Source organism: Pseudomonas sp. KB_15 (assembly GCF_052114525.1).
Classification (GTDB): Bacteria; Pseudomonadota; Gammaproteobacteria; order Pseudomonadales; family Pseudomonadaceae; genus Aquipseudomonas.
On the sequence record NZ_JBFREX010000006.1, the window covers coordinates 82,762 to 96,228 of the forward strand.

Here is a 13,467-nt window from a genome sequence, read left to right on the forward strand (position 1 = left end):
TCCATTTGTTTCGACGGATGGGAACTTCTAGACAGGTCGGTAACAGCGACGCAGAACAAATGTGGGAGCGAGCTTGCTCGCGATGGCGGAGTGTCATTCAACGGTGAGATTGACTGATAGACCGCTATCGCGAGCAAGCTCGCTCCCACAGGGGGGGCAGGCCTTGGGAGGTTACTTGCAGACCTTGGCAATCGCCTCGGCCAGCAGGTCCAGACGCGTGGCATCGATGCCTGCGACGTTGGCCCGGCCGGAGTTGACCATGTACACGCTGTGATGCTCACGCAGTTGCTTGACCTGCTCCGGCGACAAGCCGGTGTAGGAAAACATCCCGCGTTGCACGCCAATGTGCGCAAAGCGTTCGCGCAAACCGTGAGGCTCCAGTGCTTCGACCAGGCCGCTGCGCAGTTGGGCGATCCGCAGGCGCATGGCTTCCACTTCGTCAGCCCAGAGGTTTTTCAGCTCCGGGTCGCCAAGGATGGTCGCGACCACGGCAGCACCGTGATCTGGCGGCGTCGACCACAGGTTGCGGGCGATGTTGGCCAGCTGGCTGCGAATGTCGGTCAGCTTGTCGGCGGTTTTCGCGCAGACAATCAGCGCGCCGGTGCGGTCGCGGTACAGGCCGAAGTTTTTCGAGCAGGAACTGGTGATCAGCAGTTCCGGCAACTCGGCGGCGAACAGCCGGGTCGACCAGGCATCCTGTTCCAGACCATCGCCGAATCCTTGATACGCGAAGTCGATCAGTGGCAGCAGTTCGCGCTTGCGTACTACCTCCAGCACCCTCTGCCAGTCATCCTGGGACAGGTCGAAACCGGTCGGGTTGTGGCAGCAGGCGTGCAGCAACACCACGTCACCCTTGGGGGCTTCGTTGAGCGCCGCCAGCATGCCATCGACATCCAGTCGATTGTCACTGCCGACGTAGGGGTAGTGGCTGACCTTGACCTTGGCGGCCGCGAAAATGCTTTCGTGGATCGGCCAGGTCGGGTTGCTCAACCACACGCCGCGCCCCGGCAGGCATTGGGCGATGAAATCCGCACTCAGACGCAAAGCTCCGGTGCCGCCCGGAGTCTGGGTGGCGCCGGCGCGTTGTGCGCTGATCAGCTTCGAGTCGGCGCCCAGCACCAGCTCATTGATGGCCTTGCCGAACGCCGGCTCGCCGTGCCCACCGATGTAGGTCTTGGTGGACTGACGGTCCACCAGGCGCTGCTCGGCAAGCTTCACCGATTCGAGAATCGGCGTCAGGCCCTGGGCGTCTTTGTAGACACCCACGCCCAAATCGAACTTGCGCGGGTTCGGGTCCTGCGCGTAGGCCTCCATCAGGCCGAGGATCGGGTCGCCAGGCACTCGACCGATGGCGTCGAAATGCATTACTTGCGGCCCTCGGCGTCCTTGGCCACTTCGTCAGTGCGCGCGGCCATGATGAAGTCGTTGCGGTGCAGGCCCTTGATCGAATGACTCCACCAGGTCACGGTGACTTTGCCCCACTCGGTCAGCAGGCCCGGGTGATGGCCTTCAGCTTCGGAAATTTCACCGACGGCGTTGGTGAACGCCAGGGCGTGCTTGAAGTTCTTGAACAGGAAGACCTTTTCCAGCTGCATGATGCTGTCACGTACTTCGATGTTCCAGTCCGGGATCTGCTTGATCAGGATCGGCAGTTCTTCATCGCTGACTTGTGGGGCGTCGGCGCGGCAGGCTTCGCAATGGGCTTGGTTCAAAGTGGACATGGTGTGTTTCCTGAAATCGAGTGTTTTTATATCGGTCGACAGTACCGTCACGCTAAACCAAAGCGACGGTGACTGACAGACTCACTTGTCAGCAAAAGTCGCGGTTCACGCAGCCTTTGGCGGAAATTTCGGTGTGTGCAGACCCAGCTGCATCGCTTGCTTGACCATGCCCATGATGTCTTCGTGGGCCAGGTCGAACAGGCGCTTGAGGTTCGGCAGAACGAAGTACAGGGGCTGCAGGATGTCGATGCGGTAAGGCGTGCGCATGCATTCCAGCGGGTCGAAAGCTTGATGTTCAGGCTCGTTCGACAGGCAGTAAACGGTTTCCTTCGGTGAAGACAGAATGCCGCCGCCGTAGATGCGCTGGCCTTGCGGGGTATCGACCAGGCCGAACTCGATGGTCATCCAGTACAGGCGCGCCAGGTACACGCGTTCTTCCTTCGAAGCCTTGAGGCCGAGTTTGCCGTAGGTGTGGGTGAATTCGGCGAACCAGGGGTTGGTCAGCAGCGGGCAGTGACCAAAGATCTCGTGGAAAATGTCCGGCTCTTGCAGGTAGTCCAGTTCTTCGCGGGTACGAATAAAGGTCGCCACCGGAAACTGCTTGCTGGCCAGCAGTTCGAAAAAGGTCTGGAAGGGAATCAGTGCGGGAACCCGGGCAACCTGCCAACCGGTGGTTTCACCGAGGACCTTGTTGATTTCGCCGAGTTGAGGAATGCGGTCGTGGGGCAGACCGAGTTTTTCGATACCGTCCAGGTACTCCTGGCACGCACGCCCTTCGATCACTTTCAGTTGACGAGTGATCAGCGTGTTCCACACCGCGTGTTCTTCGGCGGGGTAGTCGATAAAACCTTGCGCATCGGGCTCGCGAGCCACGTATTGCGTCTGCTTCATGCTGCTCTCCTGCTAGGGAATTTCGTTCTTGTTATGTACTGCTATGGACCTAGAAATACCCCAAGGATTGCACCGTTGCAGCAGGTGCTCGGCGTCTCGGGCAGGAAAACCCCTCGATAATCGTAAAGTTTTCGTTACGTTATGGTGGTTGGCGCGTAGCTACTGAGATTTGCAGGTATGAAAAGCGCTTTGTCTGTCACATAATCTTGACGACTTTCTGAGTGCCTCGGCAGAAAAATATGCCCGAAGGCGCTGCAATACCCTTGTGGGAGCGAGCTTGCTCGCGATGAGGGTGTGTCAGAAGAGATTAATTTGCATGACCCACCGCTATCGCGAGCAAGCTCGCTCCCACAGGTTCAATCACTGCTTTTTCGGGCCTTTATATGCGTATCAAAGTCCATTGCCAGAACCGCATCGGCATCCTGCGCGACATTCTCAATCTGTTGGTGGAGTACGGGATCAACGTGGCCCGCGGCGAGGTGGGCGGTGAGCATGGCAATGCCATCTACCTGCATTGCCCGAACCTGATCAACATTCAGTTCCAGGCCTTGCGACCGAAATTCGAAGCGATTGCCGGGGTTTTTGGCGTCAAGCGTGTAGGGCTGATGCCCAGCGAGCGTCGGCACATGGAGCTCAATGCACTGCTCGGTGCGCTGGAGTTTCCGGTGCTGTCGATCGACATGGGCGGTTCCATCGTCGCGGCCAACCGTGCGGCGGCGCAGTTGCTCGGGGTGCGGGTCGACGAGGTGCCGGGGATTCCCCTGTCGCGGTACGCCGAAGATTTCGATCTGCCGGAACTGGTGCGCGCCAACAAGTCGCGGATCAACGGGCTGCGGGTGAAGGTCAAGGGCGATGTGTTCCTGGCCGACATCGCGCCATTGCAATCGGAACACGACGACAGCGAGGCCATGGCCGGTGCGGTGCTGACGCTGCACCGCGCCGACCGGGTGGGCGAACGCATCTACAACGTGCGCAAGCAGGAGTTGCGTGGCTTCGACAGCATCTTCCAGAGCTCGAAAGTCATGGCCGCGGTGGTGCGCGAAGCACGGCGCATGGCGCCACTGGATGCGCCGCTGTTGATAGAAGGCGAAACCGGTACCGGCAAAGAGTTGTTGGCGCGGGCCTGCCATCTGGCCAGTCCTCGCGGGCAGTCGCCATTGATGGCGCTCAATTGCGCCGGTCTGCCGGAGTCCATGGCCGAGACGGAGTTGTTCGGTTACGGCCCGGGTGCCTTTGAAGGGGCGCGGGCCGAGGGCAAGCTCGGGCTGCTGGAATTGACGGCGGGCGGTACGCTGTTTCTCGATGGCGTCGGGGAAATGAGTCCGCGCTTGCAGGTGAAATTGCTGCGCTTTTTGCAGGATGGCTGCTTCCGTCGTGTGGGCAGTGATGAAGAGGTCTACCTCGACGTGCGAGTGATCTGCGCGACCCAGGTCGACCTGTCCGAATTGTGCGCTCGCGGCGAGTTCCGCCAGGACCTGTATCACCGCTTGAATGTGTTGTCGCTGCACATCCCGCCGTTGCGCGAATGCCTCGACGGCTTGACGCCGCTGGTGGAGCACTTCCTCGATCAGGCAAGCCGGCAGATTGGCTGTCCGCTGCCCAAACTCGCTCCGGCGGCCATGGAGCGGCTCAGTCATTACCATTGGCCGGGTAACGTGCGGCAACTGGAGAACGTGCTGTTCCAGGCGGTTTCCCTGTGCGACGGCGGCACGGTCAAGGCCGAGCATATTCGCCTGCCGGATTATGGCGTGCGTCAGCCCCTTGGCGATTTTTCGCTGGAGGGGGGGCTGGACGAAATCGTCGGGCGTTTCGAAAAAGCCGTGCTGGAGCGGCTGTATTCCGAGCATCCGAGCAGTCGGCAACTGGGCAAGCGCCTGGGGGTTTCGCATACCACCATTGCCAACAAGTTGCGTGAGTACGACGTCGGCAAAGAGTCGGGTATCGCCTAGGTCCTGTAGCAGCTGCCGAGCCTGCGAGGCTGCGTTCGGCGGCGAAGCCGTCGTGAGGCCAGACGCAGCGGTGTGCCAGGAAGACCAGGCATGCGGAATTTACGACGGCTTCGCCGCCGAACGCAGCCTCGCAGGCTCGGCAGCTGCTACAGGGGTTTCGGCGAACTCTTGAGGTCGACGTTTGCCGTAAGCGGCATGACACCGCCGGTTTTTCGTCTCTGATACAAATCACAAATCCCCTCTGAATCCTCAAAGCCCCCTGTTTGCCGGGCCTGGCGCCGCCAAAAACAAGTTGGTCTGCTAATTGCTTATGGCTCAGCAGTACAGCAGTGGACGGCAAACGTCCGGCAGGCAGAGGACAGAGTGTGGACAAGTACCTTTATGTGGCAATGACCGGCGCCAGCCAGAATGCACTGGCGCAAAAGGCTCATGCCAACAACCTCGCGAACATCTCCACCAACGGCTTCCAGAAAGACCTGGAGCAGGCCCGTTCGATGCCGGTGTTCGGTGACAGCTTTCCGGCGCGTGCGTTTGCCATGTCCGAGCGCCCGGCCACCGATTTCTCCCCCGGCTCAATGGTGGAAACCGGTCGCGACCTCGACGTTGCCGTGCAAGGCAACGGCTGGATTGCCGTACAGAATCCCGACGGCGGTGAAAGCTATGTGCGCACCGGCAGCCTGAACGTTGACGCCCTGGGCGTGCTGCGCGCCGGCAACGGCATGCCGGTCATGGGCAATGGCGGGCCGATTGCGGTGCCGCCCGAGCAGCAGATCGAAGTCGGTGAAGACGGCACCATCAGCATCCGCGCGATGGGCGAGGGGCCTCGGGTGATGGCTGAAGTCGACCGCATCAAGCTGGTCAACCCGGACCTCAAGAACATGACCAAGGGCCTGGATGGTTCGATCCACACCAAGGACGGCAAGCCGGCGCAGGCCGATGCCAACGTCAAGCTGGTGTCCGGGTTCCTCGAGTCGAGCAACGTCAATGCCGTGGAAGAGATGACCTCGGTACTGGCCTTGTCCAAGCAGTTCGAGCTGCACATCAAGATGATGAACACCGCCAAAGACGATGACCAGGCCATGGCTCGGGTCTTGCAGATCAGCTAATTACCAGAACGTCGCGCCGTAAAACAGGCGCACGAGGAGAATCGAATGCTTCCGGCTCTATGGGTTGCCAAAACAGGTTTGTCCGCCCAGGACACCAACCTGACCACCATTTCCAACAACCTGGCCAACGTGTCGACCACGGGTTTCAAACGTGACCGCGCCGAGTTCCAGGACCTGCTCTATCAGATCAAGCGTCAACCAGGCGCCCAGTCGACCCAGGACAGCGAACTGCCGTCGGGTCTGCAACTGGGTACCGGTGTGCGCATCGTCGGCACCCAGAAAAACTTCACCGCCGGCAGCCTGCAAACCACCGAGCAGCCACTGGACATGGCCATCGACGGTCGCGGTTTCTTCCAGATCCTGCAACCGGACGGCACTACGTCCTACACCCGCGACGGTACGTTCCACCTGGACTCCAACGGTCAGATCGTCAACGCCAGCGGCTTTGCCCTGGAGCCGGCCATTGTCATTCCGAACGACGCGCAGACCTTCACGGTCGGTCGCGACGGCACGGTGTCCATCACCGTTGCCGGCAACCCGGCTGCCCAGGTGATCGGCAACCTGCAAACCGCCGACTTCATCAACCCGGCCGGCCTGCAGGCAGTGGGCAACAACCTGTTCCTGGAAACCGCTGCCAGTGGCGCGCCGCAAGTCGGCACACCGGGCCTGAACGGTTTCGGCACCACCCTGCAGAACACCCTGGAAACGTCCAACGTCAGTACCGTTGAGGAGATGGTCAACATGATCACCACCCAGCGTGCCTACGAGATGAACTCCAAGGTGATCTCCACCGCCGACCAGATGCTCTCGTTCGTAACGCAGAATCTGTAATCAGTCTATGAGGCGGCCATGAGGCTGCCTGCAACACCGTGAGGTAGGGTCATGAATCGCTATGTATCTGTTCTGGCACTGAGTGGGATCGCCGCGCTCGCAGGTTGCGTGCCTGCGACGCCCAAGCCCAATGACCCTTACTACGCTCCGGTGTTGCCGCGCACGCCGTTGCCGGCGGCCGCGAACAATGGCTCGATCTACCAGGCCGGTTTCGAACAGAACCTCTACAGCGACCGCAAGGCGTTCCGGATCGGTGACATCATCACCATCACCCTGAACGAAAGGACCCAGGCCAGCAAAAACGCCAACTCGCAAATTGGCAAGAACAGCAAGGCCAACATCGGCCTGACCTCGCTGTTCGGCACCAGCGCCACCACCAACAACCCGTTCGGTGATGGCGACCTGAGCCTGAGCGCCAGCTACGAAGGCGACCGCGCGACCAAGGGTGACAGCAAGGCGGCGCAGGGCAACACCCTGACCGGTTCGATCACCGTGACCGTCGCCGATGTGTTGCCCAACGGCATCATCGCGGTGCGCGGCGAGAAGTGGATGACCCTCAACACCGGCGATGAACTGGTACGGATTGCCGGCCTCGTTCGCGCCGATGACATCTCTACTGACAACACCGTGTCGTCGACCCGTGTTGCCGATGCACGCATCACCTACTCGGGCACCGGCTCGTTTGCCGATGCGAGTCAGCCGGGCTGGTTCGACCGTTTCTTCCTCAGCCCGCTGTTCCCTTTCTAGGTGGCTTTCCCGTTGAGCATGTTGAACTTCAAACACCTTATGGTGGCCGCCCTGATGCTGTCGGCAGCCTTCAATGCTCAAGCCGAGCGCCTGAAGGACATCGCCAGCATTTCCGGCGTGCGCTCCAACCAATTGATCGGTTACGGCCTGGTGGTCGGGCTTAACGGCACCGGTGACCAGACGACGCAAACCCCGTTCACCCTGCAGACCTTCAACAACATGCTCTCGCAGTTCGGCATCAAGGTGCCGCCGGGCTCGGGCAACGTGCAGTTGAAGAACGTCGCGGCGGTGTCGATCAGTGCCGATTTGCCAGCGTTCGCCAAGCCGGGGCAGCAGGTCGACATCACTGTTTCGTCCATCGGCAACTCCAAGAGTTTGCGCGGCGGCACATTGCTGCTGACGCCACTCAAAGGTATCGACGGTAACGTCTATGCGGTGGCCCAGGGCAATCTGGTGGTTGGCGGGTTCGATGCCGAAGGGCGCGACGGCTCGAAGATCACCGTCAACGTTCCGTCGGCCGGTCGCATCCCCGGTGGTGCATCGGTGGAGCGCGCGGTACCGAGCGGTTTCAACCAGGGCAACAGCCTGACGCTGAACCTCAACCGCTCCGACTTCACCACAGCCAAGCGCGTCGTCGACAAGATCAACGACATGCTCGGCCCTGGCGTGGCCCAGGCCATCGACGGCGGTTCGATTCGCGTCACCGCGCCGCTCGATCCGAGCCAGCGGGTCGACTACCTGTCGATCCTGGAGAACCTGGAAATCGATCCGGGCCAGGCGGTGGCGAAAGTCATCATCAACTCCCGTACCGGCACCATCGTGATCGGCCAGAACGTCAAGGTTTCCCCGGCCGCCGTGACCCACGGCAGCCTGACCGTGACCATCACCGAAGACCCGATCGTCAGTCAGCCCGGCCCGCTGTCCAATGGCACGACGGCGGTGGTGCCGCGTTCGAAGGTCAACGCCCAGCAGGAAGCCAAGCCGATGTTCAAGTTCGGCCCTGGCACCACCCTCGACGAGATCGTGCGTGCGGTGAACCAGGTCGGCGCGGCACCGGGTGACTTGATGGCCATCCTCGAAGCGCTGAAGCAGGCCGGCGCCCTGCAAGCCGACCTGATCGTGATCTGAGGACGGCCATCGTGGATATGCGCAAGAGCGGTCTGGTCAGCAGCAGCGATTCGGGCTCCTATTCGGACCTCAATCGTCTGAATCAGCTCAAGGTCGGCGACAAGAACAGCGACGGCAACCTGCGCAAGGTGGCGCAGGAGTTCGAATCGCTGTTCCTCGGGGAAATGCTCAAGTCGATGCGCTCGGCCACCGAGGCGCTGGGGCAGGACAATCCGATGAACACCCCGGCGGCCAAGCAGTACCAGGAAATGTACGACCAGCAGTTGGCCGTTTCCATGTCCCGCGAGGGCGGTGGTATCGGCCTGGCAGACGTGCTGATGCGCCAGATGTCGAAGAACAAACCGCTGGCGCCGGGTGAGGCCGCCGCAGCGTCTCTGGCCAGGCAAGAGGCCGCGAAAGCAGCCGTGCAAACGCCGGTGGCGGCCGGCACGGCGGCAATCAACGGACCGCTGTCGCGGGTCAATGGCCAGCGTCCGTTGTGGGCTTCGCGCTCGGTCCATGCGCCGCAGGAGGCGGGTGAGGGTGGTCATCGCAATGACATGGCGCTGATCAATCAGCGACGCCTGGCATTGCCGCCGAAGCTGGCTGATCGCTTGTTGGCAGGGCTGGTGCCTTCGGCGACGACCACGGCTACGACGGTCCATAAAACGCAATTGCCAGAGCGTACGACGACCACCGGCTCGGGGGCGCTGTACAACGGCGACTGGCTGGCGAACGCGCAGCAGGCTGCCGGCGGTGGCATGCAGATTTACGGTCGCGCCATGGCGCAGATTCCTCTGGCGCCGGCGAAGAAAGCCTTCAATTCCGCCGACGATTTCGTCAACACCATGTTGCCGATGGCCAGGGAAGCGGCGGCCCGGATTGGTGTCGATCCACGTTACCTGGTGGCTCAGGCAGCCCTGGAAACCGGTTGGGGCAAATCGGTCATGCGCCAGCAGGACGGCAGCAGCAGCCACAACCTGTTCGGCATCAAGGCCGGCAACAGTTGGCAGGGCAATTCGGCGCGGGCGATCACCAGCGAATTCAGAAACGGGCAGATGGTCAAGGAGACGGCGCAGTTCCGTTCCTACGACTCTTACAAGGACAGCTTCCACGACCTTGTGACTTTGCTGCAGACCAATAATCGCTATCAAGATGTCGTGAAGTCGGCCGATAACCCAGAACAGTTTGTACGCGAGTTGCAGAAGGCCGGTTACGCAACCGACCCGGACTACGCAAGCAAGATTTCGCAGATAGCCAGGCAGATGACGAGTTACCAGAACTACGCTGCGGCGGGCGTTTCCACCACGCCTTTATAGGCACAAGGTATAAGGTCTGAACCATGAGTTTGCTCAATATCGGGATGTCGGGGCTGTCCGCCAGCCACGCTTCGTTGGTGACTACCGGTAATAACATTTCCAACGTCGATACCGTCGGGTACTCGCGCCAACAAACTGTACAGGGCACCAAAGGCTCTATTCAGTACGGCAATGTGTTCATCGGCACCGGCACGACGCTGGCCGATGTGCGTCGGGTGTACAACAGCTACCTCGATGCACAGTTGCAGACCACTACTTCGCTCAACGGGTATGCGCAGGCTTATCTGGGGCAGGCCACTCAGGTGGACAAACTGCTGTCCGACAGTGGCACCGGCATCACCAAAACACTGCAGTCGTTCTTCTCGTCGTTGCAGACGCTGTCCGCCAGCTCCAACGACAACGCTGCACGCCAGGCGCTGTTGACCAATGCCCAGGGCTTGAGCAGCCGCTTCAACGCCATGTCCCAGCAGTTGACGCAACAGAACACCTACATCAACGATCAGTTGGGCTCGATGGCCGAACAGGTCAACAAGCTGGCATCGACTGTCGCGGCGTACAACAAGAGAATCAGTGAAGTCAGCGGTTCGAGTGGCGCGCCCAACGAGCTGCTGGACCAGCGCAACGAAACCATTCGCCAGCTCAACGAGCTGGTCGGCACTCAGGTCACCGAAACCGAAGGCCGGCTGGATATCTACCTGGGTAGCGGCCAGCCGTTGGTTGTCGGCGACACGGTCAATAAATTGCGCATGGCGGCAGACCCGACCGACCCGACCCGTTCCTCGATCATCATGGATCGTGGCAGTTCGTCGATCGACATCACGGGCGTGATGAGCGGCGGCCAGATGGGGGGGTTGATGCGCTATCGCACTGAAGTATTGACGCCAGCGGTCAATGGCCTGGGTCGCATCGCCATGGTTGTGGCGGATCAGGTCAACAAGCAGTTGGGGCAGGGCCTGGACCAGAACGGCAACTTCGGCGCGGCGCTGTTCAACAACATCAACAGCGCGGCGGCCATCAGTCAGCGCAGCATCGCCAGTGCGAGCAACAACCCGGCCTCCGGCAACCTGAACGTCACGATCAAGGACACCAGCAAGCTGCAGGCCAGTGACTATCAGGTGTCCATCACGGCCACGGGCTACAACGTGCGTCGCTTGTCGGATAACACCGACATGGGCAACTTCGCTTTCGCAACACCTCCTGCTGCTGATCCGGTCATCGATGGCTTCAGCCTGAGCCTGAACGCAGGTTCGGTAACCGCCGGCGACAGCTTCAAGATTACCCCGACGCGCAGCTCCGCCGCGGACATGACCACGGTCATGACCGACGCCAAAACCCTGGCTACGGCCGCTCCGCTGAGCTCTTCCAAAGCCTCGGGCAATGACGGCACCGGTGCTGTCAGTCAGCCGAAACTGAACACTGCCCTGGATATCTACGATCCGGTCCAGCGTCTGGAAGTGCAGACGGCGGTCAAGGCATCGATGCCGGTTCGCATGCTCATGACCAGCGCCACGGCCTATGAAGTGTTCGACGCCAAGGGCAACAGCATCGGTACCGGCAACATCGTGCCAGGACAGAACAACGACCTGAACATTGCCGTGCCTTACACCGATGCCGGTGGCAACGCCAAAACCTTCAGCGTGGGGATGACCGTCAGCGGCAGCCCGGCTTCGGGCGACAGTTTCAACATTTCCATGACCGCGGCCGGCAGCACCGACAACCGCAACGCTTCGGCCTTGCTCGGTCTGCAAACCAAGGCAACGGTGGGTGCCACTGCCACTAGCCCGGGTGTGAGTTTTACCGAGGCTTATGGTGGCCTGGTGTCAAGCGTTGGTTCCCAGACCAAGCAGGCCCAGATGGACGGTACGGCCACTGACACCATCCTGACCGGGGCGCGAAACGCCCGTGACTCGCTGTCGGGGGTCGATCTCGATGAAGAGGCCGGTAACCTGACCAAGTTTCAGCAGTACTACACGGCGTCTTCGCAGATCATCAAGACTGCGCAGGAAATTTTCAGCACTCTGATCAATGCCCTTTAAGGAGCCGTGGAACATGCGCATTTCTACAGCACAGTATTACGCGACGACGGCTGCCAACTACTCTCGCAACCTCAATAACGTGATGAAGACGGCCGAGCAGGCCAGCAGCGGCATCAAGCTTGAGACGGCGGCGGATGATCCGGTCGGCGCAGCCCGCCTTCTGCAACTTGAGCAGCAAAAAGCCATGTTGGGTCAGTACACCACCAACATCAACGCGTTGAACACGGCTCAAGCGCAAGAAGAGGGCGTGCTGGACAGCGTCAACAACGTACTGCAAAAAGTCAGCGAGTTGGCGATACGTGCCGGTGGCGGTTCGTTGAATGACGATGACCGTAAATCCATTGCCGCAGAACTCAAGCAGTCCGAAGAGCAGTTGCTGAGCTTGATGAACAGCAAGGACGCCAACGGCAAGTACATCTTCTCCGGCGCCAGCAACAATACTCAGCCGTTTGTGCGCAACAGTGACGGCACCTACAGCTATCAGGGTGACCAGACTCAACTGGAGCTGAAGATCGGTGACTCGATGTCGCTGGGCCTGAACGATACCGGTTGGGACGTTTTCCAGCAGGCGATCAACGCCGCTCGCAGTTCGACCACCATGCTCACGCCACCCGTCGATGATGGGCGCGTCAGTCTGTCGCCAGGCCTGGTGAGCTCCGGTCCGGCCTTCGATGCGAACTTCCGCGGCGGCGAGCCTTACAAGTTGCAGTTCACCAGCAGCACCCAGTTCGTGATCACCGATGCCACCGGCGCCGACAGGACTGCCGAGGCGACTGGCGGAGGGGTGTTCGACCCGAATGCCAAGGGCGGCTCCGACATCAACTTCCGCGGCGTGACGTTCAAACTGGACATCACTCCCCAGGCTGGCGATAACGCCACCAACATCGATGGCTTCATCGCCACTCACAGTTTCGAGTTGTCGGCCAAGCCGGACAGCTTCGTCAGCAATCGTGCCCCGAGCAACGGATCGACGGTTGTCGTGAGCAATGCAACGGTGAGCAACGCCGCTGATTACAACAGCTTTTTCCCTGAAGGCGGGGCGGTCCTGAAGTTCACCGGTCCCGGGACCTTCGATCTGTACGCCCGTCCGTTGACCGGTAGCAGCACGCCGGTAACCTCAGGGACCGTGGTGGCTGGCGTGGCGACAGCGGCCGGTGTCGACTTTACCCTGAGTGGCGGCACGCCTCCCGGCGTGCTCAATTCGGGTGACCAGTTCGATATCGCGGTCAATACGCACCAGACTCAGAGCGTACTCGACACCATCAGCCAGCTGCGTTCGGCGCTCGACGCGCCGACCCAGGGCAACCCGACCGCGCAGCGTTTTCTGGAAGACACGGTGGCTTCGGCCATTGCCAACCTGAACAACGGCAAGAATCAGGTCGACCTGGCGCGTGGCGCGATCGGTGCCCGGGGCAATGTGATGGACATGCAGACGGACCAGAACTCCAGCACCGGCCTGATCAACGAATCGACGGGTAACTCGATCAAGAATGCCGACCCGGCGGAAGTGCTGACGCGTCTGACCTTGCAGCAAACCATGCTGCAGGCCGCGCAACTGGCCTTCGCCAAGGTTTCCCAGTTGAGCCTGTTCAACAAGCTTTGAGTCGGTCTTGACCGCTCGCGGCCAGCCCCTGTCACAGGGGGCTGGCTTTTTTTTGCTTTTTTTGGGGGTAGAGCGAGGCGGGGCGGGGCGGGATCTGGACCACAAAATCAAATAAAGCGGTGAACTCTGAGTGACCCGTCAGTCAAAACGCGCATCT

At 60.7% G+C, this 13,467-nt stretch carries 11 protein-coding genes; 8 read left to right on the forward strand and 3 right to left on the reverse strand.

The window, feature by feature from the left end; translation table 11 throughout:
- Positions 1 to 171: 171 nt before the first annotated feature.
- The 3 genes from AB4Z35_RS09760 to phhA all read right to left on the reverse strand — a co-directional run bounded on the left by AB4Z35_RS09760 (position 172) and on the right by phhA (position 2,612).
- Positions 172 to 1,365 (reverse strand): amino acid aminotransferase, encoded by a 1,194-nt coding sequence (locus AB4Z35_RS09760; RefSeq protein ID WP_442096833.1) that lies wholly within the window; start codon positions 1,363 to 1,365, stop codon positions 172 to 174.
- The gene (locus tag AB4Z35_RS09765) at positions 1,365 to 1,721 is read right to left on the reverse strand and encodes a 4a-hydroxytetrahydrobiopterin dehydratase (protein ID WP_007975310.1); all 357 of its coding nucleotides are present in this window, start codon (positions 1,719 to 1,721) and stop codon (positions 1,365 to 1,367) included. Before AB4Z35_RS09765 ends, AB4Z35_RS09760 begins: the two co-directional genes overlap by 1 nt.
- A gap of 105 nt (positions 1,722 to 1,826) precedes the next feature.
- Entirely contained in the window at positions 1,827 to 2,612 is a 786-nt protein-coding gene (gene phhA, locus AB4Z35_RS09770; RefSeq protein ID WP_442096834.1) for a phenylalanine 4-monooxygenase, read from the reverse strand.
- Positions 2,613 to 2,995: 383 nt separating this feature from the next.
- Between phhA and AB4Z35_RS09775 the strand changes: the two genes are divergently transcribed.
- The 8 genes from AB4Z35_RS09775 to AB4Z35_RS09810 all read left to right on the forward strand — a co-directional run bounded on the left by AB4Z35_RS09775 (position 2,996) and on the right by AB4Z35_RS09810 (position 13,310).
- Complete coding sequence (locus tag AB4Z35_RS09775; protein WP_442096835.1) at positions 2,996 to 4,561, forward strand: sigma-54-dependent transcriptional regulator; 1,566 nt, start codon at positions 2,996 to 2,998, stop codon at positions 4,559 to 4,561.
- A gap of 365 nt (positions 4,562 to 4,926) precedes the next feature.
- On the forward strand, positions 4,927 to 5,667 hold the full coding sequence (locus AB4Z35_RS09780; protein ID WP_442096836.1) for a flagellar basal body rod protein FlgF: 741 nt from the start codon (positions 4,927 to 4,929) through the stop codon (positions 5,665 to 5,667).
- A 45-nt stretch (positions 5,668 to 5,712) separates the two neighbouring features.
- Entirely contained in the window at positions 5,713 to 6,498 is a 786-nt protein-coding gene (flgG, locus tag AB4Z35_RS09785) for a flagellar basal-body rod protein FlgG (RefSeq protein WP_007975316.1), read from the forward strand.
- A gap of 51 nt (positions 6,499 to 6,549) precedes the next feature.
- Positions 6,550 to 7,245, forward strand: coding sequence for a flagellar basal body L-ring protein FlgH (gene flgH / locus AB4Z35_RS09790; protein ID WP_008001801.1), 696 nt, complete (start codon positions 6,550 to 6,552; stop codon positions 7,243 to 7,245).
- Between the two features lie 18 nt (positions 7,246 to 7,263).
- Complete coding sequence (locus AB4Z35_RS09795; RefSeq protein WP_116263173.1) at positions 7,264 to 8,373, forward strand: flagellar basal body P-ring protein FlgI; 1,110 nt, start codon at positions 7,264 to 7,266, stop codon at positions 8,371 to 8,373.
- An 11-nt stretch (positions 8,374 to 8,384) separates the two neighbouring features.
- Positions 8,385 to 9,671: a flagellar assembly peptidoglycan hydrolase FlgJ gene (gene flgJ / locus AB4Z35_RS09800; protein ID WP_442096837.1), complete on the forward strand. Its 1,287-nt coding sequence runs from the start codon at positions 8,385 to 8,387 to the stop codon at positions 9,669 to 9,671.
- Between the two features lie 23 nt (positions 9,672 to 9,694).
- Positions 9,695 to 11,707 (forward strand): flagellar hook-associated protein FlgK, encoded by a 2,013-nt coding sequence (flgK, locus tag AB4Z35_RS09805; protein ID WP_442096838.1) that lies wholly within the window; start codon positions 9,695 to 9,697, stop codon positions 11,705 to 11,707.
- Between the two features lie 13 nt (positions 11,708 to 11,720).
- Positions 11,721 to 13,310: a flagellar hook-associated protein 3 gene (locus AB4Z35_RS09810; protein ID WP_442096839.1), complete on the forward strand. Its 1,590-nt coding sequence runs from the start codon at positions 11,721 to 11,723 to the stop codon at positions 13,308 to 13,310.
- Positions 13,311 to 13,467: the final 157 nt, after the last annotated feature.

Excerpts from the sequence above, each read along its gene's own strand:
- flgK (WP_442096838.1), top strand. The coding sequence starts at position 9,695 with ATGAGTTTGCTCAATATCGGGATGTCGGGGCTGTCCGCCAGCCACGCT.
- AB4Z35_RS09760 (WP_442096833.1), bottom strand. The coding sequence starts at position 1,365 with ATGCATTTCGACGCCATCGGTCGAGTGCCTGGCGACCCGATCCTCGGC.
- AB4Z35_RS09775 (WP_442096835.1), top strand. The coding sequence starts at position 2,996 with ATGCGTATCAAAGTCCATTGCCAGAACCGCATCGGCATCCTGCGCGAC.
- phhA (WP_442096834.1), bottom strand. The coding sequence starts at position 2,612 with ATGAAGCAGACGCAATACGTGGCTCGCGAGCCCGATGCGCAAGGTTTT.
- AB4Z35_RS09765 (WP_007975310.1), bottom strand. The coding sequence starts at position 1,721 with ATGTCCACTTTGAACCAAGCCCATTGCGAAGCCTGCCGCGCCGACGCC.
- AB4Z35_RS09795 (WP_116263173.1), top strand. The coding sequence starts at position 7,264 with ATGTTGAACTTCAAACACCTTATGGTGGCCGCCCTGATGCTGTCGGCA.
- AB4Z35_RS09810 (WP_442096839.1), top strand. The coding sequence starts at position 11,721 with ATGCGCATTTCTACAGCACAGTATTACGCGACGACGGCTGCCAACTAC.
- flgG (WP_007975316.1), top strand. The coding sequence starts at position 5,713 with ATGCTTCCGGCTCTATGGGTTGCCAAAACAGGTTTGTCCGCCCAGGAC.
- flgH (WP_008001801.1), top strand. The coding sequence starts at position 6,550 with ATGAATCGCTATGTATCTGTTCTGGCACTGAGTGGGATCGCCGCGCTC.